21 protein-coding genes are annotated in these 20,916 nt (G+C 67.1%); 3 read left to right on the top strand and 18 right to left on the bottom strand.

All coding sequences use genetic code 11. The features are described from left to right. Positions 1 to 209: 209 nt before the first annotated feature. The 6 genes from ACT2FV_RS31075 to ACT2FV_RS31100 all read right to left on the bottom strand — a co-directional run bounded on the left by ACT2FV_RS31075 (position 210) and on the right by ACT2FV_RS31100 (position 8,655). A complete protein-coding gene (locus tag ACT2FV_RS31075) occupies positions 210 to 3,428 on the bottom strand; it encodes an error-prone DNA polymerase (protein WP_444505360.1) in 3,219 nt (1,072 codons plus the stop codon). A 6-nt stretch (positions 3,429 to 3,434) separates the two neighbouring features. Next, the gene (locus tag ACT2FV_RS31080) at positions 3,435 to 4,922 is read right to left on the bottom strand and encodes a Y-family DNA polymerase (RefSeq protein WP_175815854.1); all 1,488 of its coding nucleotides are present in this window, start codon (positions 4,920 to 4,922) and stop codon (positions 3,435 to 3,437) included. Next, positions 4,855 to 5,562: a translesion DNA synthesis-associated protein ImuA gene (gene imuA / locus ACT2FV_RS31085; RefSeq protein ID WP_059681656.1), complete on the bottom strand. Its 708-nt coding sequence runs from the start codon at positions 5,560 to 5,562 to the stop codon at positions 4,855 to 4,857. The genes ACT2FV_RS31080 and imuA overlap by 68 nt, the downstream gene beginning before the upstream one ends. A 295-nt stretch (positions 5,563 to 5,857) precedes the next feature. Beyond that, positions 5,858 to 6,652: an ABC transporter ATP-binding protein gene (locus tag ACT2FV_RS31090; protein ID WP_059599880.1), complete on the bottom strand. Its 795-nt coding sequence runs from the start codon at positions 6,650 to 6,652 to the stop codon at positions 5,858 to 5,860. A gap of 1 nt (position 6,653) precedes the next feature. Next, the gene (locus tag ACT2FV_RS31095; protein WP_059599879.1) at positions 6,654 to 7,550 is read right to left on the bottom strand and encodes an ABC transporter permease; all 897 of its coding nucleotides are present in this window, start codon (positions 7,548 to 7,550) and stop codon (positions 6,654 to 6,656) included. A gap of 139 nt (positions 7,551 to 7,689) precedes the next feature. Next, a complete protein-coding gene (locus tag ACT2FV_RS31100; RefSeq protein WP_444505361.1) occupies positions 7,690 to 8,655 on the bottom strand; it encodes an ABC transporter substrate-binding protein in 966 nt (321 codons plus the stop codon). Between the two features lie 346 nt (positions 8,656 to 9,001). Between ACT2FV_RS31100 and ACT2FV_RS31105 the strand changes: the two genes are divergently transcribed. After that, entirely contained in the window at positions 9,002 to 9,310 is a 309-nt protein-coding gene (locus ACT2FV_RS31105) for a VF_A0006 family four-cysteine protein (protein WP_059599878.1), read from the top strand. Positions 9,311 to 9,419: 109 nt separating this feature from the next. Here ACT2FV_RS31105 and ACT2FV_RS31110 read toward each other — a convergent pair whose 3' ends face one another. Continuing rightward, positions 9,420 to 10,235 carry a MetQ/NlpA family ABC transporter substrate-binding protein gene (locus tag ACT2FV_RS31110; RefSeq protein ID WP_059599877.1) on the bottom strand — a complete coding sequence of 272 codons (816 nt, stop codon included), beginning with the start codon at positions 10,233 to 10,235 and terminating at the stop codon, positions 9,420 to 9,422. A 196-nt stretch (positions 10,236 to 10,431) separates the two neighbouring features. Then, positions 10,432 to 12,000, bottom strand: a complete 1,569-nt coding sequence (locus tag ACT2FV_RS31115) for a methyl-accepting chemotaxis protein (protein WP_444505362.1) — start codon at positions 11,998 to 12,000, stop codon at positions 10,432 to 10,434. 200 nt (positions 12,001 to 12,200) lie between these two features. On the opposite strand from ACT2FV_RS31115, the gene ACT2FV_RS31120 reads away from it, so the two are divergent. Further along, positions 12,201 to 12,491: a YciI family protein gene (locus ACT2FV_RS31120; RefSeq protein WP_044848209.1), complete on the top strand. Its 291-nt coding sequence runs from the start codon at positions 12,201 to 12,203 to the stop codon at positions 12,489 to 12,491. 151 nt (positions 12,492 to 12,642) lie between these two features. Here the strand turns inward: ACT2FV_RS31120 and ACT2FV_RS31125 are convergent, their stop codons facing one another. From ACT2FV_RS31125 to ACT2FV_RS31145, 5 genes are read right to left on the bottom strand one after another with little or no spacing between them, the layout of a single operon-like run. Beyond that, positions 12,643 to 13,260, bottom strand: a complete 618-nt coding sequence (locus ACT2FV_RS31125) for an SCO family protein (protein WP_059599875.1) — start codon at positions 13,258 to 13,260, stop codon at positions 12,643 to 12,645. Between the two features lie 18 nt (positions 13,261 to 13,278). Beyond that, on the bottom strand, positions 13,279 to 14,181 hold the full coding sequence (cyoE, locus tag ACT2FV_RS31130; RefSeq protein ID WP_006477738.1) for a heme o synthase: 903 nt from the start codon (positions 14,179 to 14,181) through the stop codon (positions 13,279 to 13,281). 8 nt (positions 14,182 to 14,189) lie between these two features. Next, complete coding sequence (locus ACT2FV_RS31135) at positions 14,190 to 15,302, bottom strand: COX15/CtaA family protein (protein ID WP_124626335.1); 1,113 nt, start codon at positions 15,300 to 15,302, stop codon at positions 14,190 to 14,192. Between the two features lie 25 nt (positions 15,303 to 15,327). Then, positions 15,328 to 15,954, bottom strand: a complete 627-nt coding sequence (locus tag ACT2FV_RS31140; protein ID WP_226117712.1) for an SCO family protein — start codon at positions 15,952 to 15,954, stop codon at positions 15,328 to 15,330. Positions 15,955 to 16,014: 60 nt separating this feature from the next. Then, positions 16,015 to 16,725: an SURF1 family protein gene (locus tag ACT2FV_RS31145; RefSeq protein ID WP_059599899.1), complete on the bottom strand. Its 711-nt coding sequence runs from the start codon at positions 16,723 to 16,725 to the stop codon at positions 16,015 to 16,017. Positions 16,726 to 16,809: 84 nt separating this feature from the next. Here ACT2FV_RS31145 and ACT2FV_RS31150 point away from each other — a divergent pair, with 84 nt between their 5' ends. Beyond that, entirely contained in the window at positions 16,810 to 17,019 is a 210-nt protein-coding gene (locus ACT2FV_RS31150) for a twin transmembrane helix small protein (protein WP_059599872.1), read from the top strand. A gap of 195 nt (positions 17,020 to 17,214) precedes the next feature. Here the strand turns inward: ACT2FV_RS31150 and ACT2FV_RS31155 are convergent, their stop codons facing one another. The 5 genes from ACT2FV_RS31155 to ctaD form a co-directional block, all read right to left on the bottom strand. Continuing rightward, on the bottom strand, positions 17,215 to 18,072 hold the full coding sequence (locus ACT2FV_RS31155) for a cytochrome c oxidase subunit 3 (protein WP_059599871.1): 858 nt from the start codon (positions 18,070 to 18,072) through the stop codon (positions 17,215 to 17,217). 139 nt (positions 18,073 to 18,211) lie between these two features. Then, on the bottom strand, positions 18,212 to 18,412 hold the full coding sequence (locus ACT2FV_RS31160) for a DUF2970 domain-containing protein (RefSeq protein WP_059599870.1): 201 nt from the start codon (positions 18,410 to 18,412) through the stop codon (positions 18,212 to 18,214). Positions 18,413 to 18,428: 16 nt separating this feature from the next. After that, a complete protein-coding gene (locus tag ACT2FV_RS31165; protein ID WP_059511915.1) occupies positions 18,429 to 19,037 on the bottom strand; it encodes a cytochrome c oxidase assembly protein in 609 nt (202 codons plus the stop codon). Positions 19,038 to 19,072: 35 nt separating this feature from the next. Further along, a complete protein-coding gene (locus ACT2FV_RS31170; protein WP_006760728.1) occupies positions 19,073 to 19,213 on the bottom strand; it encodes a cytochrome oxidase small assembly protein in 141 nt (46 codons plus the stop codon). A gap of 80 nt (positions 19,214 to 19,293) precedes the next feature. Next, entirely contained in the window at positions 19,294 to 20,901 is a 1,608-nt protein-coding gene (gene ctaD, locus ACT2FV_RS31175) for a cytochrome c oxidase subunit I (protein ID WP_059599869.1), read from the bottom strand. Between the last annotated feature and the right edge of the window lie 15 nt (positions 20,902 to 20,916).

Here is a 20,916-nt window from a genome sequence, read left to right on the forward strand (position 1 = left end):
CCTTGCCCGGCAAGCGTTTTAGTTGCCAGAAAGCCTTTGTTTACAAAGCGATGCAGGATAGGGATTTACCCGGATTGGTATGCAAGGGGACAGTTCCCGGGCCGGATTTCCCAGGCTTGGGAAGCTGGAAACGATACCGGAATAGAACCAGTTGGGCCGACTGGTATGCATGCGGCGGCGGCGCGCGGGCGGCGTGCCGGCGCGCCGTGTCAGTGGAACTCGCGGCTCGACGTGCGCAGCCCGCCGAGCAGCGGCGTCAGATCCTCGAAATGCTGCGCGACGAGGTGCCTCACGTCGCTGACGACCTGCCATACGCCCGATGCCGCGAGCAGTCGCGAATCGAGCGTTTCGCGGCGCTGCCGCGCGAGCAGCTCGGGCCGCACGATCACGTTCACGCAGCCCGTCTCGTCCTCGAGCGTCATGAACATCACGCCCTTCGCGGTGCCCGGCATCTGCCGTGCGGTCACGAGCCCGCACGCGCGCGCGAGCCGGCCATCGGGACGGTCGCGCAACTCGGCCGCGGACGACAGCCGCTGCGCGCGCAACGCGGGCCGCAGCAGCGCGACCGGGTGGCGGTTCAGCGTGAGGCCGGTGGTGTGATAGTCGGCAAGGATGTCGTCGGCTTCCGAAGGCGCGCCGAGCACGGGCTGCTCCGTTTCGTCGATCGGCGCGGCGGCGAGCAGGTCGCGCTCCGGTGCTGCGGCGACGGCCTGCCACAATGCATCGCGGCGATGGCCGGCGAGCGTCGCGAGCGCGTTCGCGGCGGCGAGCGCTTCGAGATCGCGTCGTTCGAGCTGCGCGCGGCGCGCGAGCGCGTCGACGTTCTCGAACGGGCCGGCCGCGCGCGCGGCCTCGATGCGCCGCGCGGCAGCCTCGCCGAGGCCGCGCACGAGCGACAGGCCGAGCCGCACCGCGGGCTGACCATGCGGCGGCGGCTGGCCGGGCAGCGCTTCGAGCGAGGCTTCCCAGTTGCTTTGCGTCACGTCGATCGGCAGCACCTTCACGCGATGACGCTTCGCGTCCTGCACGAGTTGCGACGGCGGATAGAAACCCATCGGCTGGCTGTTCAGCAGCGCGGCGAGGAAGATCGCCGGTTCGTGGCATTTGAGCCAACTGCTCGCATAGGCGAGTTTCGCGAAACTGGCCGCATGGCTCTCGGGGAAACCGTATTCGCCGAAGCCCTTGATCTGCTCGAAGATCTGCTCGGCGAATTCGCGTGTGTAGTTGCGTTCGAGCATCCCGTCGACGATCTTGTCGTAATACTTCTCGAGGTTGCCCTTGCGTTTCCACGCAGCCATTGCCCGGCGCAACTCGTCGGCCTCGCCAGGCGTGAAGCCTGCCGCGACGATCGCGATCTGCATCACCTGTTCCTGGAAGATCGGCACGCCGAGCGTGCGTTCGAGCACTTCCTTGAGCGCATCGCTCGGATACGTGACCTCACCCTCCTCTTCGCCGGCCATGATCCTGCGCCGCTTCAGATACGGATGCACCGCGCCGCCCTGAATCGGACCGGGCCGCACGATCGACACCTGGACGACGAGATCGTAGTAGTTGCGCGGCCTCAACCGCGGCAGCATCGACATCTGCGCACGCGATTCGATCTGGAACACGCCGACCGTATCGGCGCGGCAGATCATGTCGTAGGTTGGTTCGTCATCCTGCGGAATATGCTTCAGCGTGAACGGCTCACCACCCGGCTCCGGCGGCCCGCGCCATGCGGTGCGCATGTCGAACGCGCGATGCAGCGCCGACAGCATGCCGAGCGCGAGCACGTCGACCTTCATCAGCCCGAGCGCCTCGAGATCGTCCTTGTCCCATTGAATCACGCGCCGCCCGTCCATCGCCGCGTTCTCGACCGGCACGAGCCGCGTGAGCTTGCCGCGGCTGATCACGAAGCCGCCCGAATGCTGCGACAGGTGGCGCGGAAAGTTGAGCAAGCGCCCCGCGAGTTCGGCCCATGCGCGAATGATCGGCGTGGCCGGGTCAAGCCCGGTCGTCGCGAATTGCTGCAGCAGATCGCGACTGCCGTCGAACCAGCGATGCCCTTTCGCGACGCGATCGATCAGCATCGGATCGACACCGAGCGCCTTGCCGGTTTCGCGCAGCACGCCGCGCGGGCGATACGTCGAGACCGCCGCCGCGAGTGCTGCGCGGTCCTTGCCGTATTTTTCGTAGATATGCTGAATGACCTCTTCCCGGCGCTGATGCTCGAAGTCGACGTCGATATCCGGCGGCTCGCCGCGCTCCTCGCTGATGAAGCGCTCGAACAGCATCGTGCTCTGGTCGGGATCGACCTCGGTGATGCCGAGGCAGTAGCAGACGACCGAGTTTGCCGCCGAGCCCCGGCCCTGGCACAGGATGTTCTGGCTGCGCGCGTATTTGACGATGTCGTAGACGGTCAGGAAGAACGGTTCGTAGCTCAACCTCGCGATCAGGTCGAGTTCATGGCGGATCTGCTTCTCGACCTTCTCCGGAATGCCTTGCGGATAACGCCCCGCCGCCCCCGCGAAGGTTTCCTGTTCCAGATAGCGCGTCGGCGTCAGCCCCTTCGGCACGATCTCGTCGGGATACTCGTAGCGCAGCGAATCGAGTTCGAAAAGACAAGCATCGAGAATCGCGCACGTCTCCGCGATCTCCTCCGGCGAGTACAGTTGCCCGATCCGCTGTCGCGAACGCAGATGCTGTTCCGCATTCGGCGCGAGCGCATAGCCGCACTCTGAAACCGGCATCCCGACGCGGATCGCCGTCATCACGTCCTGCAGCGGCTTGCATGAACGCCGGTGCATCGTCACATCGCCAAGCGCGACGATACGCACGCCGCGCCGCGCGCCGGCCGCACGAATCTCCTCGCGCTGCGCACCGTCCAGCGCGCGCTGCAACTGCACGAGCCCGAGCCGCGCCCGTTCGCCGAACGTCGCGCGAAACCACGCGACCTGCGCATCGAGTACATCAGCACGCACCGGATACGTGGGCACGAGAATCGCGAAACAGTCGGGCATGCCGCGCAAGTGGGCAAACTCGGCAGGCGGCGCCGACAGCATCCGCGACGTCAGCTTGTAAGTGCCCTTCGGCGATGCCATCCGCCGCCACGAGATCAGCTCGGACAGGTTGCCGTAGCCCTCGCGGTTCTGCGCAAGCAACACGAGCCCGAACGCGCCGGGGCCCGGATCGTGGCCGGGCGCGACTTCATCCGGCATGACTTCGAAATACGAACCGATGACGAGCGGCAGCCCTTTCGCCTTCGCCGCGACATGCATGCGCGGCGCACCTGCGAGCGAGCATTCGTCGGTGATCGCGATCCCGCGATAGCCGAGTTCGGCCGCGCGCTCGACCAGTTCGTCCGCATGCGACGCGCCATGCAGGAACGAAAAGTTCGATCGGCAGAACAACTCCGCGTAATCGGGCAGCCAGCTGAATTCTGCAATCATGACGGCTCACCCGAACAGGCCGTGCAGGAACCAGCGCGGCTCGGACTCGCTCCCCGCCCGTTCCTTGAATACCCAGTAGCACGCACCGACCTCGTCTTGCGCGACGTAGTAATCGCGTGCGGCCAGTTGCCCGTCGAACCACCCGGCTTCGATCCGCTCGGCCGACGACATCATCCTGAGCGGCGTATGGAACACCGGCCGGTTCTCGCGCATCAGGAGCGGCTGCGGCTCGGCCAGCAGCCATGCGGGGCGCGGCGGCACGGCCGGCGGACCAGCGGCCGGCTTGCCTGCTTGCGCATCGAGCGGCAGCCAGCGGTTCGCGGCCTCCGGACGGTGATCGGCGACGGGTGCCGCGCGCAGCACGTTCTCCGCGCCGAGCCGTGCGATCAGCAGTTCGAACAGCCGCGCGCGCGTCTCGCGCGTGCCGCCCGGCTCGGGAAAGAGATCGTCGGCCGGCGGCGCGACCGATTCGACGCGCGTGGCCTTCAGCCGCACCGCGATCACCGCGGACGGCAATTCGACGCGCGCGAGCCGCTCGCCGAGCAGCCGCATGAAGTGCGTCTCGTCGCGCACGGGCGCGGCGAACGCGAGTTCGAGCGGTGTCGGCGGCACGGCCTGACGGCCGCGCTCGTGCTCGAGATCGAACGTCATCGCGGCCAGCGACAGCTGCCGCGCGGCCAGCCACCCGCAGAGCTGCACGACGAGCCGCCGCGCGGCGAACAGCACAGCTTCCGCGTATTCGACGCGCTCCGGCAATTCGAGCCGCACGTCGAACACGGGCGGCACCGCCATCCACGCAAGCGGCTCGACCGCATCGCCGTACGCGCGATCGAGTGCGGCGAGCAGCGCCGGGCCGCAGCGGCGCTGCAACCCCGCGCGCGGCAAGCCGCGCAGATCGGCGAGCGTGCGGCAACCGAGGCCGTCGAACCAGCCCGCATACGGGCGCGCGTCGGGCAGCAGCGCGCACGGCAGCCCATCGAGCGCGCGAACCAGCGACGCAGGGGCGGCCAACCGGCGCCGGATCCGCGCGCGGGCCGAGACACGCGCGAGCAGCCACGCACCGCGCCCGGTCGGCGCGGCGGACAGGCGCGCCGCATAACCGAGCGTCGCGAGCGTCGCGCGCACCTGACGGCACAGCGACGGCAAGCCGCCGAACAGGCGCAGGCTCGGACCGACGTCGACGATCAGCGTCGCTTCGTCGTCGAGCGCGACGCACGGCGAGAAGCGCAGCAATGCGAGCGCGACCGCGCGCAGCGCATCGGCCTCGCGCGCGGGATCGCGTTCGACGAGTTGCGTCTCGGGCGCGAGCGTCAGCACGCCGCCGCGCTTCATGCCCGCGCGCACGCCTTGCCGGCGCGCGGCTGCATCGGCGATCAGCACGACGCCTTGCTCGAGCACCGCGCAGCCGGCGCCGCCGGCCGCTGCGTCAGACGGCTGCGGGGCGCACACGTCGAGCGGCAGGCGCGGCAGATGGATGCCGAGCAAGACGCGCATAGCGGCTCTCCACGATGGGCGACGGCAGGTCGAGCACGAGCGGCTCGCCGCTCGCAGGCCCGCGACGCTTGACGATGTCGAGCGACACACCGCCCGGCACGGGATACAGCGCGACGCGCAGCACGGCCGGCGACGGCTGCCGCGCGGCCGACAGCGGGCGCAGCATCACGAACAGCGTGTCGCCCGTGCGCGCGGCCGCGAGATGCAGGCGCCGCAGTGCATCGGGCCGCGCGTCCTGCCAGAGCAGCAGCGCGCCGCAACAGCCGGTCTTGAGCGCCTGTTCGGCGGCCCATAACGCATCCGTGCGGCTGCCGGCGCGCAGCCACAGCAACGCGTCGGCCGGCACGCCGAGACTGGCGAGCGCGGTCGCATGCGGCGATTGCGGCGGCGCGACGAGCGCGAGCGGACGCCGCGCGCTGACGGTGCGCGCGAGCGCGGGTGCAAGCAGCCGCATCTCGCCGCAGCCCGGCTGCGCGGCCAGCAACTCGACGAGCCCGCCGACCGGCCAGCCGCCGCCCGGCAGCTCGGCGGACAGCGGCGCAAAGCCGGTGTCGATCGTGCGCAGACCGCCGCGCGCGAGCTGCGAGCCACGCCAGAGCGATGGATGAAGGGATTCGGGAGAAATGGAGGATGCGAGCATGACGCCACCCACAACTGTATGGATATACAGTATATGGCAATGCGCTCGCATCGCACAGCGCCGGTGCGAAACCGGCTTTTGTCGGAGGAAAAAACGGGGAGAAAGCCGGCGCGCCCCGTCATGCTACGGCGCGCCGGATCGGGCGTGGCCGGATCGCGCCGCCCGAACGCCCGCCCAACCATCCGGCCCGATGCGGCGCACGCGCGCCGAATCGCCCGGCCGGATCGGCATGCCAACCCTCACGCAAACCGGCACGATGCAGCACCTCGCACCGCGCCGGCCCGCCCGCCGCGCGTCAGCCGAGCAGCAACGCGTCGTCGTCGAGCTGCTCGTGCCGCACCTTCTCGAACATCTGCAGCAGGTCCGGCACGTCGAGCCCGCGGCGCTGGTCGCCCGACACGTCGAGCACGACCTGCCCCTGGTGCAGCATCACCGTGCGGTCGCCGTAGTCGAGCGCCTGCCGCATGCTGTGCGTGACCATCATCGTCGTCAGCTTGCTTTCGGCGACGATGCGCGCGGTCAGTTCCAGCACGAACGCGGCCGTCTTGGGGTCGAGCGCGGCCGTGTGCTCGTCGAGCAGCAGGATCCGCGACGGCCGCAGCGACGCCATCAACAGGCTCACCGCCTGCCGCTGACCGCCCGACAGCAGCCCGATCCGGTCGGTCAGCCGGTTCTCGAGACCGAGGTTCAGCAGACGCAGCTTGTCGCGGAACAGCTCGCGCGACGGACGGTCGAGCGCGGCCCGGAAGCCGCGCCGCACGCCGCGCGCCGTCGCGAGCGCCATGTTCTCCTCGATCGTCAGCGCCTCGCAGGTGCCGGCCATCGGATCCTGGAACACGCGCGCGACGAGGTGCGCGCGGTCCCACGCGGGCTGGCGCGTGACATCCGTGCCGTCGATCGCGATGCGTCCCGAATCGACGCGCTGGTCGCCGCTGACCGCATTGAGGAAGGTCGACTTGCCGGCGCCGTTCGAGCCGATCACCGCGACGAACTGGCCGTCGGGAATCTCGAGCGACAGCCCGCGCAGCGCACGCGTCTCGATCGGCGTGCCGGGATTGAACGTGAGTTTCAGGTCTTGTGCGGACAGCATGTCAGGCCCCTCCGTTCTTGCGCGCGAACAGCTTCTTGCGCGTCGCCGGCAGCACCAGCGCGATCGTGACGAGCGCAGCCGTCACGAGGTTCAGGTCCTGCGCTTTCAGGCCGATGAATTCGCTGTTCAGCGCGAGCGCGATGAAGAAGCGGTAGACGATCGCACCGAGCACGACCGCGAGCGTCGTCAGCACGAGCCGGCGCGCGGGCAGCAGCGTCTCGCCGATGATCACCGCGGCCAGCCCGATCACGATCGTGCCGATCCCCATCGAGATGTCGGCGCCGCCCTGCGTCTGCGCAAACAGCGCACCGGCGAGCGCGACGAGCGCGTTCGACAGCGCCATCCCGGCGAGCGTCGCGCGGCCCGTCGCGATGCCCTGCGCGCGCGCCATCCGCGGGTTCGCGCCGGTCGCGCGCATCGCGAGGCCGAGCTGCGACGAGAAGAACCAGTCGAGGCCGAGCTTCGCGACCACGACGACGATCGCGAGCAGCGCCGGGCGCAGCACGTAGTCGGGCATCCAGTCGGGCTGCAGCACGGTGAAGATCGTCGGCTCGGTGATGAGCGGTACGTTCGGCCGGCCCATGATCCGCAGGTTCACCGAATAGAGCGCGATCATCATCAGGATGCTGGCGAGCAGGTCCATGATCTTCAGGCGCACGTTGAGCCAGCCCGTGACGAAGCCGGCCAGCGCGCCCGCGACGATCGCGAGCACCGTCGACGTGAACGGGTCGTGGCCGGCGGAGATCAGCGTCGCGGCGACGGCGCCGCCGAGCGGAAAGCTGCCGTCGACGGTCAGGTCGGGGAAGTTGAGGATGCGAAACGAGATCAGCACCCCGAGGGCGACGAGACTGAAGATCAGGCCGATCTCCAGCGCGCCCAGAAACGAGAACAGAGACATGATGGGGAAATCCTGTTGCTTCCCGGCCTCACGTGTACGGCCGGGCGAAGCGGATGGGCGGCCCCGGGTGGGAGCCGCCCGACCGGCGGTTTCGTTCGGGCCCGGATCGGGCCTGCAAGCGCGGCGGTCGGGCCGCGGCTTACTTGATGACCGTCTTCGCTTCCTTGAGCAGATCCGGCGACAGTGTCACGCCCTGCTTCGCGGCCGCGCCCGTGTTCGCGAACAGCTCGACGTTGCTGCTCGTTTCCGACGCGATCGCGCCCGGCTTCTCGCCCTTCAGGATGCGCGCGACGACCTTGCCGGTCTGCCGGCCGAGGTCGCCGTAGTTGATGCCGAGCGCCGCGATGCCGCCGCGCTTCACGCTGTCGGTGTCGCCGGCGACGAGCGGGATCTTCGCTTCGTTCGCGACCTTCACGAGCGCTTCGTATGCGGACACGACGTTGTTGTCGGTGTTCGTGTAGATCACGTCGACCTTGCCGATCAGGCTCTTCGCGGCCGGGCCGATGTCGACGGTGCGCGGCGCGGCCGCTTCCTTCAACGTCATCCCCTGCTTCGCGAGGATCTCCTTGAGCTCCTTCACGACCACGACCGAGTTCGCCTCGCCCGGGTTGTAGACCATGCCGACCGTCTTCGCCTTCGGCACGACGCGCTTGATCAGCGCGACCTGACGGTCGAGCGGCAGCTTGTCGGAGACGCCCGTCACGTTGGTGCCCGACGGGCCCCAGCCCTTCACGAGCTGGGCTGCGACCGGATCGGTCACCCCCGAATAGACGACCGGCACGCTCTTCGTCGATGCAACCACCGCCTGCGCGGCCGGCGTCGCGATCGCGACGATCACGTCGGGCTGGTCGCCGACGAACTTGCGCGCGATCTGCGCGGCCGTGCCCGTGTTGCCCTGCGCGCTCTGGTATTCCCACTTGAGCTTGTCGTCGCCGTAGCCTTGCGCCTTCAGTTCGGCGCGCACGCCGTCGCGGATCGCATCGAGTGCCGGGTGGTCGACGATCGACAGCACCTTGACCGTCTGTGCGTGCGCGGCGCCCGCGAGCGCGAATGCGGCGACGCCGGCCGTGATCGAACGGATCGCGAAAATCTTGAAACGCTTCATGGGTGAGTCTCCCCCGTATTTGTGTCGGTTCTGGATGATGGATTCCCGCCGCCGTCATGCAGGTGCCGAGCACGCGCAACCGGGTGACGGTGTGGGCGGCAGCGGCCCCGCGCGGGCCCCGGGAAGGCGCGCGGCGGCGAACGCACGAGGATACCATTTCCGCAGACCACCACCTGACTTCGCGCTTTCGGGCGTCCGGCCGGCACACGCGGCCGCCGAGCCGCTGCGAAACGCTCGGGAAGCCCGGCCGGCGGCGCTTGGCGCCGGCCCCGGCACAACACGTCAGCCGCGTTCACAGCTTTACGTTATGCTGTCCGCCGACCCAATCCACACCCACGGAGCGTGCATGAAACGGGGAATCCGTGCGATCGCGTGCGCGGTCGTTGCGCTGGCGCTGCCGGGTGCGGCATTCGCGCTGACCGACGGCTATGCGCAATACGACGACTGCATGCTGGGCGCGCTGCGCGAGAGCCGCAACGGCGCGGCCGCGCAACTGATCCAGCGCTCGTGCGACGCGCTGTACCGCAACAACGCGATGCTGCTGCCGCGCGAGCGGCGCTTTCACGAGTGTGTCGTGCAGTCGCTGCCGGGCGTGCGCGACAACTACGCGATCCAGCAGATCATGGCGATCTGCTCGCGGCGCGGCGAGATGTGAGCCAGCGCTGAACGCCGAGCGCCGCGCAATGATCTGCGGCCGCGCCAATGAAAAAGGGCCTGCACGAGGCAGGCCCTTTCGTTTCAGCGGTACGACCGGTGTGCGGCGTTCAGAACGACGCGACCATCGAGCCCTTGAACTGCTTCTTGATGAATTCCCGCACTTCCGGCGACTGGTACGCCTTGACCAGCTTCTTCACCCACGGCTGATCCTTGTCCTTCGCGCGCACGGCGATCAGGTTCGCATACGGGCTCGTCAGCGATTCGAGCGCGATCGCGTCCTTGGTCGGCTGCAGGTTCGCGGCGAGCGCGTAGTTCGTGTTGATCACGGCGGCGTCGACATCCGACAGCACGCGCGGCAGTTGCGCGGCGTCGAGCTCGGAGATCTTCAGCTTCTTCGGATTCTCGGCGATGTCGAGCACCGTCGCGTTGTTGCCGCCCGTGCCGGCGCCGGCCTTCAGCTTGATCACGCCTTGCGTCTGCAGCAGCAGCAGCGCGCGGTTCTCGTTCGACGGATCGTTCGGCACCGCGAGCTTCGCGCCTTGCGGCAGGTCCTTCAGCGCCTTGAACTTCTTCGAGTACACGCCGATCGGCGAGATGTAGGTCAGGCCCGCGCTGACGATCTTGTAGCCGCGCTGCTTCACCTGGCTGTCGAGGTAGGGCTGGTGCTGGAAGCTGTTCGCGTCGAGGTCGCCCGCATCGAGCGCCGCGTTCGGCTGCACGTAGTCGTTGAACTCGATGACCTTCACGTTCAGGCCTTCCTTCTCCTTCGCGACCTTCTGCACGACCTGCCACACTTCCGCATCCGGGCCGGCGACCGTGCCGACCTTGATGACCTTGTCTTCGGCGTGCGCGCCCGCCGACAGCGTCAGCGCGGCACCGGTGGCCAGCACGGAAAATACCTTCAGGAGACTGCGACGCTTCATCTGTTTCTCGCTTTCTTGCTAACTGAAAATGGGGCGCGATACGGGTATCCCCGAACTCGCAGGAAGGGGCAAATGGTGTCACAGGATCGGCCGGAAGTGAAATACATCCCGCTCATATGGGTATGCACCGCAGCGGTGCTGGCAAACGATGCGCGACCAGGCCGCTACCACGCCGCCATCAGGCCGTTAGTTGCGTTCAATGCGCGCGGCCACCAGCATCGGCGACCCGGAACGCGCTGATCGCGTCGCGCAGCCGGCCGGCCTGCTCCTGCAGCGACGCCGCGGCCGCGCTGGCCTCCTCGACGAGCGCCGCGTTCTGCTGCGTGACCTGATCCATCTGTGTGACCGCGCGCCCAACCTGCGTGATGCCGCTCGCCTGCTCTTCGGACGCCGCCGCGATCTCACCCATGATGTCGGTCACGCGCGCGACCGCCTGCAGGATCTCGCCCATCGTCGTGCCGGCCTGGCCGACCAGCGTCGAGCCGTTACGCACGCGCTCGACCGAATCGACGATCAGTTGGCGAATCTCCTTCGCGGCCGTCGCGCTGCGCTGCGCGAGCGAACGCACCTCGCCCGCGACCACCGCGAAGCCGCGCCCCTGCTCGCCGGCCCGCGCTGCCTCGACCGCCGCGTTCAGCGCGAGGATGTTGGTCTGGAACGCAATGCCCTCGATCACGCCGATGATGTCGGCGATCTTGCGCGAGCTGTCGTCGATCTCGCCCATCGTTCCGATCACGCGACTGACGACGTCGTTGCCCGCCCGCGCGATCTCCGATGCGTTGTTCGCGAGCCCGCTCGCCTGCCGCGCGTTGTCGGCGTTCTGCTTCACCGTCGCGGTCAGCTGCTCCATGCTCGCGGCCGTTTCCTCGAGCGACGCGGCCTGCTCCTCCGTGCGCTGCGACAGGTCGTCGTTGCCGGCCGCGATCTCGCGGCTCGCCGACGCAATCGACTCGGCCGACTGGCGGATTCCGCCGATCGTCGCCTGCAGGCGCGCCTGCATGTCGCGCATCGCCGCCATCATGCTCGTGTCGTCGCCTGCGCGCACCGGCACCGGCCGCGTGAGGTCGCCCTGCGCGATGCGGGTCGCCAGCGCGGCCGCTTCGTCCGGCTCGCCGCCAAGGCTGCCGCGCACGTTGCGGATGATCACGAGCATCGCCGCGCTGATCGCGAAGCCGATCGCGAACACGACCGCGAGGTGGCCGAACAGCGTCCGGTAGTAGACGGTATCGATGTCCTTGAGGAACACGCCGCTCGAGATGTTCCAGTCCCACGGCGCGAAGCGCGTGACGTAGCTGATCTTCGGCACCGCGGTCTCGCTGTGCGGCAGCCGCCCGCGATACTCGGCGAAGCCGCTGCCGGTCGCCTTCGCGGCGTTCAGGATCGTGACGAACAGCGGCTTGCCGTCCGGGTCGAGATAGTCGCCGACCTGCGTGCCGACAAGTTTCGGCAGCGTCGGGTGCATCAGCACGACGGGTTTCGAATCCATCACGAACACATAGCCCGACTCGCCGTAGCGCATCGCGGCCACGCTCGCGAGCGCGTCGCGCTTCGCGTCGGCCTCGGACAGCGTGCCGCTCTGCACGAGCGCGTGATATGCGCTGACGATGCCGGCCGCCGAGTCGACCAGGTTGGCGATGCCTGCCTTGCGTTCGGCGAGCATCGTCGCGCGCGTCTCGTATGCGCTCCATGCGCCGACGCCGAGCAAGCCGATCCATACCAGCGCAAGCGCGAGCCACAGCTTGCGATTCAAACTCATTCTGCTCATCTGCGTGCCTTGTTGTCGAAGTCGATGCCTGCGATACGCGCGAACGGCCGGTCGCGCGCAAACGGTTGCCTCCGTATTTACGGCAACGAGACTTACAACTTGAATACACGCACGACGGCCGGCACGACACGGGACGGCCGCTGTGCTAAAAAGACCGGCTGACCGGCACACGACGCGCCGGCGACATTCCAGGGCCATCCATGTACGTCATCGACATCCACTACAACGCGTCGCTCGAGCGCATCGACGATGCGCTCGAACGCCATCGTGCGTATCTGCAGCCGCTGTTCGAGCGCGGCATCTTCATCGCAGCGGGGCCGAAGGTGCCGCGCGAAGGCGGCGTGATCCTCGCGGCCCGCATCGACCGCGACGAACTGGACGCGATCCTCGAGACCGATCCGTTCGTGACCGAAGGGCTCGCGACGTATCGCGTGACGGAATTCCGGATCACGCGTGCCGCGCAGGGCTTCAACGTGCCGGCACTGCCGTAACGCGCGCCGGTGCGCGAATGTGCGCACGCACGCCGCCTCGCGAGGCGGCGCATGCAGATCGAAGGGAAACAGGAAGAATGCGTGACGGCGCATCGCGGCCGTCACGCGTTTCGCCGGGCGAACGCCCGCGCGAACATGCGGCGCGCGCCGCTCAGTCGACCAGCAGCTTCAGGTCGTGAACCCACGGGCCGGGGCCCTGGCCGTCGCGCACGAACAGGCGCAGCTTGCCGTCGCGGTCGAACACGTAGCTCGCGGCGGTGTGATCCATCGTGTAGCTGCCGGGCGTCTTGCCGGGCACCTTCGCGTAGTACACGCGGAAATCCTTCGTGACCTTCTTGAGCGCCGCTTCGTCGGCAGGCCGCAGGCCGATGAACGACGGATCGAACGCGGGCACGTACTGGCCGAGCAGCGCCGGCGTGTCGCGCTCCGGATCGACGGTGACGAACAGCACCTGCACGCGCTTCGCGGCGTCGGGCCCGAGCTGCTTCAGTGCTTCAGACAGTTCGGCCATCGTCGTCGGGCACACGTCCGGGCAGTGCGTATAGCCGAAGAACATCACGACCGCACGGCCCTTGAAGTCGGCGAGCGTGCGTACCTTGCCCGTCGTGTCGGGCAGCGAGAAATCGCTGCCGAACTGCGTGTTGCCGGTAATGTCGAGATTCTGGAACTTCGGCGCGTTGTCGCAGCCGGCGAGCAGCGTGGCTGCCGCGAATGCGCACGCGAGCATCCAGCCTTGGCGCGCGCGGCGCCCGAACCATGAATGGAGCATTGCGTTCAAACCGTGCGGTTACACGCCGAGCAGCGGGCGTGCATAGTGATCGACGAGCAGCGCGGCGAACAGCAGCGACAGATAGACGATCGAGTAGCGGAAAGCCTTGCGGGCGAGTTCATCCGAATAGTCGCGGTGGATCTTCCAGGCATAGGCGAGGAACACCGCGCCGAGCAGCACCGCGCTCGTCAGGTAGACGGCCCCGCTCATCCCCGAGATGAACGGCATCAGCGTGACCGCGAACAGGATCACCGTGTACAGCAGGATGTGCAGCCGCGTGAATTTCTCGCCGTGCGTGACGGGCAGCATCGGCAGGCCCGCGTTTTCATAATCCTTGCGGCGATACAGCGCGAGCACCCAGAAATGCGGCGGCGTCCACACGAAGATGATCAGCACGAGGATCCAAGCATCGCCGGGCACCGCGCCGGTGACCGCGGCCCAGCCGAGCGCCGGCGGCATCGCGCCCGATGCGCCGCCGATCACGATGTTCTGCGGCGTCATCGGCTTGAGCAACAGCGTGTAGATCACCGCGTAGCCGACGAAGGTGGCGATCGTCAGCCACATCGTCAGCGGGTTCGTGAACGTATAGAGCGTCCATGCGCCGACGCTGCCGAGCACGGCCGAGAACAGCAGGATCTGCGGGGTCGTGATCTCGCCGCGCGCGGACGGACGCCATGCGGTGCGCCGCATCATCGCGTCGATCTTCTGTTCGACGAGGCAGTTGATCGCGAACGCCGCGCCGGCCAGCAGCCAGATGCCGACGGTGCCGCCGATCAGCACATGCCACGGCACCATGCCCGGCGTCGCGAGAAACATGCCGATCACCGCACAGAACACCGCAAGCTGCGTGACACGCGGCTTCGTCAGCGCCATGTACTGAGAAAACCGGCTACCGGGCGATTGGGAAAGGGTGCTTTGCATGGGGGCGGTCACGCCGGGGCGGCGTCGCGCGCGGGCTGCGCGACACGGCCGGGGCGGCTTGAAAGGATGCGAAAGTTTAACATGACGACGAGCAGCAGCAGGATCGCGGCGCCGCCGTTGTGCGCGACGGCGACCGGCAGCGGCCACTGCAGCACGATGTTGGTCAGGCCCGTCAGGAACTGCAGCAGGACCACCAGCAGCACGCCGTTCGCGGGCCGGCGCAGCGACTCGAAGCGGCGCATCTTCAGCGCGAATGCGACCAGGAACGCGACCACGACGAACGCGAACGTGCGGTGCGTCCAGTGGATCGCGACCAGCGCGTCCTGCGTGATCGCGTCGCCATCCTTCGTCATGCCGAGCGCGCGCCACAGATGGAAGCCCTGCTCGAAATTCATCGGCGGAATCCACTGACCGTTGCAGGTGGGGAAGTCGGTACACGCGAGCACCGCGTAGTTGGTGCTCACCCAGCCGCCGAGCGCGATCTGCACGACCAGCAGCACCAGCGCCGCGAGCGCGGCCGCGCGGTAGCGGCCGGCCTCCGGGTCATGCGACGGCAGCGGCGTCTGCCGCGCCGCGAGCCAGCCGAGCGTGCCGAGCAGCGTGAGGCCGAGCAGCAGGTGCGTCGTGACAATCACCGGCTGCAGCTTCATCGTGACCGTCCACGCGCCGAACACGCCCTGCACGACGATCAGCAGCAAGAGGCTCGTCGGCCACCACGGCGACACGTGCAGCGCGCGGCGGCGCAACCGCGCGGACCACGCAATCACGACCTGCGCGATGATCAGCACGCCGATCGCCATCGCGAAATAACGGTGGATCATCTCGATCCACGCCTTCGTCATGCTGACGGGGCCGGTCGGCATCGCCTGGTGCGCGGCCGTGATCGCGGCGTGCGCGATGAACGGCGACGACGTGCCGTAGCAGCCGGGCCAGTCCGGGCAGCCGAGGCCCGAATCGGTCAGCCGCGTGAAGCCGCCGAACATCACGAGATCGAGGGTCAGGAACGTGGTGATCCACACCAGCTTGCGGAACTTGTCGTCGTCGGCCTTGACCCACACGTACGACAGCGGCAGCAGCGCGATGCAGAGGCCGATCAGGCCGAGTTGCAGTAGATACGACATTGAATGGTTGCCTCGTCGTCTCGCCTTAGCCGATGCTCGACCACTTCAGCAGCTTCGTGACGTCCGCCTTGATCTTGCTGGGATTCGGGTCCTTCGGGAAACGCATCATCAGGTTGCCGTTCGGATCGACCATGTAGATGTGGTCGCTGTCCTTGGTGCCGGCTTCCGCCGGCAGCCACGCGGCGACCGCGGCCGGATCGGCGACCAGCCGGCGCGTGTCCGGATAGGCCTCCAGCACCTTCGGCGGTACCGCGCCCGCATCGCTGCGCAGCCATACCATCGTGATCCGGTGCCGCTCGCCCGCCTGCGTGACACGGACCTGGCGCATGAAGTAGAGCTTTTGCGCGCAGGCGTCATCGCACGCGCTGCGGTCGGTCATCACGAACAGCCACACGCCGCGCAGCGACGACAGCGGCACCGTCTTGCCGGTTTCGTCGGTCACCTGCAGATCGGCCGGGATCGGCCGCTGCGGCTCGATCAGCGTGCCGTAGTTGGTCGAGCCGCCCTTCGGCTTGATCACGTAATAGGTGAAGTACGACGCGATGATCGGTGCTGCGCACACGAGACCCAGCAGCACGAGCATCCAGCGGCCGCGCTTGCGGGCCGCAGGCGAAATCGGCGCTGAGGCCGGACCCCGACGGGAAGATTGCATGGACAAATCAGACCTCTCGAAACGAACCCGCGGCGCGTGCGCCGCGTCCTGTCATGGCGCTCACGCGCCGGCCGATTTCTTCGCCGCACGCCGCGCGGCGTACAGGCCGAAACCGAGCGCGGCAGCCGCCATGGCCCACCACTGAAACATGTAACCGTAATTGCGCTCGACGCCGGTCGTCGCCGCCGGCCAGTCGCGCACGAGCTTGTCGCCATCGTCGCTCGTCTGCTGGATCACGAACGGCTGCAGCGGCAGCCCCGTTTCCTTCGCATACGCGGCGACGTCCAGGTTCTGCCGGATCTTCTGGTGCGCGGCCGAGCCGCCTTCGCCAAGCTCGAACGCGCGCGACGCATCGGCCCGCGCGATGCCTTCGATCTCGATGTCGCCATCCGGCGTCGAAAACGGCTCGATCGCCGTGCGATCGGCGATGTTGCGCGGCAGCCAGCCGCGGTTCACCAGCACGACGCCGCCGCCCGAGAGTTTAAACGGCATCACGACGTAAAAACCCGGCTGGTCGTTATACGGCCGATTGTCGAGGAACACCGCTTGCTCCGGCAGGAAGCGCCCCCTGGCCCGCACGCGATGGAACTCGATCGACGCGAGCGGAATCGGCTGCGCACCGACGTCGACGGGCACCGCGTGCTCGTAGCGCACGATGCTCGCCTGCAGCGCCTCCTTCTGATGCGCACGGTCGCGCTGCCAGAACCCGAGGCGAATCGTGACCGCGACGATGGCGAGTATCAGCAGCGCAGGCAGCCAGCGGATCCTCATCGGGCCACCCGCGAGACGCATTCGCGAAAGCGAAGTGCGATAATTATCCTCTTCCTTTCGAATTGCCGTCGTCCGGTTCGCGTCATGCACATCCTCGTTCCCATCGCCTTCGTCCTCATCGTCGCCAGCATGGGCTCGGCGCTCTACTTCATGATGCAAGACCGCGGCCACACGAAACGCATGGTGTGGTCGCTTGCCACCCGCGTCGGGCTGTCGGTCTCGCTGTTCCTGTTCATCCTGTTCGCGAACTGGATGGGCTGGATCCATTCGACCGGCCTGCCGATCGGGCGTTGATGCATTCGTGCCGGCGGTCACCGTGACCGCCGCGACCGCTGTGACATTTCGCCGCACAACGGCGCCACCAAGCAAAAGCGCCGCCTGACGAAGTCGCGGCGGCGCCGGGTTGGCGTTGAGCGCAGGCAACCAGCCGCTGCCCCGTCCCCGCCAATGAAAACGGCCCGCGCATCGCTGCGCGGGCCGTTCCTGCATTTACAGCCAGTAGACGACGACGTACAGGCCGAGCCAGACGACGTCGACGAAGTGCCAGTACCATGCGGCGCCTTCGAATGCGAAGTGGTGATCGGGCTTGAAGTGGCCGCGGATCATCCGCACCAGCACCACCGCGAGCATCGTGCCGCCGAGGAACACGTGGAAGCCGTGGAAGCCCGTCAGCAGGAAGAAGGTCGAGCCGTACACGCCCGAGTTCAGCGTCAGGTTCAGTTCGTTGTACGCGTGGTAGTACTCGAAGCCCTGCATGAACAGGAAGCAGACACCGAGCACGAGCGTCGCGGCCAGCCAGGCGATCGCCTTGTTGCGGTGATCGTCGCGCAGCGCGTGGTGCGACACCGTCAGCGTCGCACCCGACGTCAGCAGGAATGCGGTGTTCAGCGTCGGGATCGGCCACGGGCCCATCGTCTTGAAATGACCGGCGAGGGCAGCGGGGCCTTCGTTCGGCCACACGGCGGAGAAGTCCGGCCAGATCAGCTTGTAGTCGAGGCTGCCGAGTTGGTGCAGCGCGATTTCACGCGCATAGAACAGCGCGCCGAAGAATGCGCCGAAGAACATGACTTCGGAGAAGATGAACCAGCTCATGCTCCAGCGGTACGACTTGTCGACGTTCTTGCCGTAATGACCGCCTTCCGACTCGGCGATCGCGTCGCCGAACCAGTGATACAGCGTGAAGAGCAACCACAGCAGGCCAAGCAGCGCCGTGTACGGAGCCCAGTCGTGACCGTTGATCCACAGCGCCACCGACGCGAGCATGACCAGCAGGCCGATGGCCGCGCTGATCGGATGCTGCGACGGATGCGGCACGAAATAGTACGGGGTCTGGTTTTGACCGCTCATGCTTGATTCTCCACTTCAGTCCAATTTGTGTACCGGAAACCGCTCCGGCTTTATTTCTTGCACGGCGCGTGCCGCCGCCGCTCTTTCCCGCACGCAGCGCCCGGGCGCCACGCACTGCATTCTTTCGTGGCCGCGGGCCTCAACCCACGACCGCGCGCACGATCAGGATCAGCACGCCGATGAACACACCGGCCGCGATCAACGCGACGATCAGCACGTGCAGCGGATTGAGCTGCGTCGCGTCGGCCTCCAGGTCGCGCCGCTTGCGCACCCCGAAGAACGACCACAGCACCGCTTTCACCGCCTGGCCGAACGACCCGCTCCGCTTGGTCTCTGTCACCGCCCCGTCTCCGTCGTCATGCGTCCGGCTTCGCCGCGCCCTGCGCCGCCGTCTTGCGCGGTGCCGGCGCCGGCGCGGCCGGCGTGTTCAGCTCGAAGAACGTGTACGACAGCGTGATCGTCTTCACGTCCTTCGGCAGCTTCGGATCGATCACGAACACCACCGGCATCTTGCGCGACTCGTTCGCGGCCAGCGTCTGTTGCGTGAAGCAAAAACATTCGATCTTCTTGAAGAATTCCGTTGCCTGCTTCGGCGCGTAGCTCGGAATCGCTTGCGCCACCATCGGCCGGCCCTGCCCGTTGGTCACGTCGTACACGATCGTCGTCAGCTCGCCCGGATGCACGTCGAGGCTGTTGTGCTCCGGCTTGAACCCGAGCGGGCCGCGCGCATTCGCATCGAACTCGACCGACACCGTGCGGCTGTAGTCGACCTGCGAGTTCTTCGCCTCGCGTTCGCTGACATCGCGCTGCACCAGGTTGTTGATGCCGGTGATCTGGCAAATCGCGCGATACATCGGAATCAGCGCGAAGCCGAAGCCGAACATCAGTCCGGCCACGACGAAGAGCTTCATCAGCATCGAACGATTGAACGCGCGATCGACGGCGCCCTCTTCCGGCTTCGACATACGACTACTTCCTCGCTACTGCGTCAGTTGCTGCATCAGTGAGTGGACAGCCACCACTGCTTGATCACGACACCCACAAAAAAAACGGCGGCGATGACGAGCAGGATGAGGCCGAGCCGCTTGTTGCCCGCGCGAATCTGCTCGGGCGTTCGTCTTTCTTGTGGATTCCGGTTCATCTTAAACTTCGCTGAAACTTCGATTCGGCGCCCGCCGCGCCTGCCTGCACGGCAGGCAGCGACGGAACGCCAAGTGAAACTTATTCGACGTGCGGCGGTTGCTCGAACGTGTGGAAGGGAGCCGGGCTCGGCACCGTCCACTCGAGGCCGGTCGCGCCATCCCACGGCTTGTCCGACGCCTTTTCCAGCTCGCCGCCGCCACGGTAGGCCGGCAGCGCGACCGCGAACAGGAAGTACACCTGCGCGAGGCCGAAGCCGAATGCACCGATCGTCGCTACCTGGTTGAAGTCCGTGAACTGCGCCGGGTAGTCCGCATAGCGGCGCGGCATGCCCGCGAGACCGACGAAGTGCATTGGGAAGAACGTCAGGTTGAAGAAGATCATCGACGCCCAGAAGTGGATCTTGCCGCGCGTCTCGTTGTACATCCAGCCCGTCCACTTCGGCGCCCAGTAGTACCAACCCGCGAACAGCGCGAATAGCGAACCGGCCACCAGCACGTAGTGGAAGTGCGCCACCACGAAGTAGGTGCCGTGATACTGGATGTCGAGCGGCGCCATCGCCAGCATCAGGCCCGTCAGACCGCCGAACGTGAACACGAACAGGAAGCCGATCGCGAACAGCATCGGGGTTTCGAACGTCATCGAGCCGCGCCACATCGTCGCGAGCCAGTTGAACACCTTCACACCCGTCGGCACCGCGATCAGCATCGTCGCGTACATGAAGAACAGCTGGCCGGTGACCGGCATGCCCGTTGCGAACATGTGGTGCGCCCAGACCATGAACGACAGGATCGCGATCGAAGCCGTCGCGTACACCATCGAGCTATAGCCGAACAGCGTCTTGCGTGCGAACGCCGGGATCACCTGCGACACGATCCCGAACGCCGGCAGAATCATGATGTACACCTCGGGGTGGCCGAAGAACCAGAAGATGTGCTGGTACATCACCGGGTCGCCGCCGCCTGCCGCGTTGAAGAACGACGTGCCGAAGTGGCGGTCGAACAGCACCATCGTGATCGCGCCTGCCAGAACCGGCATCACGGCGATCAGCAGGTACGCGGTGATCAGCCAGGTCCATGCGAACATCGGCATCTTCATCAGCGTCATGCCCGGTGCGCGCATGTTCAGGATCGTCACGACGATGTTGATCCCGCCCATGATCGACGAAGCACCCATGATGTGGACCGCGAAGATCGCGAAGTCCATGCCCGGGCCCATCTGCGTCGACAGCGGTGCGTACAGCGTCCAGCCGGCGGCCGTCGCGCCGCCCGGCGCGAAGAACGAACCGACCAGCAGCACGGCCGCGACCGGCAGCAGCCAGAAGCTGAAGTTGTTCATCCGCGCGAACGCCATGTCGGATGCGCCGATCTGCAGCGGAATCATCCAGTTCGCGAAGCCGACGAACGCCGGCATGATCGCGCCGAACACCATGATCAGGCCGTGCATCGTCGTGAGTTCGTTGAAGAACTCCGGACGCATGATCTGCAGGCCCGGCTCGAACAGCTCGGCACGGATGGCGAGCGCCATCACGCCGCCCGACAGGAACATGATGAACGAGAACAGCAGGTACAGCGTACCGATGTCCTTGTGGTTGGTGGCGAACAGCCAGCGCCGCCAGCCGTGCGGGGCTTCGTGCGCGTGGTCGTCGTGCGCGTGGTCCGCGGCTACGTCGTGCCCGATGCTAGACATGAGAATCTCCTAATG

The organism is Burkholderia sp. PR2, assembly GCF_052372875.1.
GTDB lineage: Bacteria > Pseudomonadota > Gammaproteobacteria > Burkholderiales > Burkholderiaceae > Burkholderia > Burkholderia diffusa.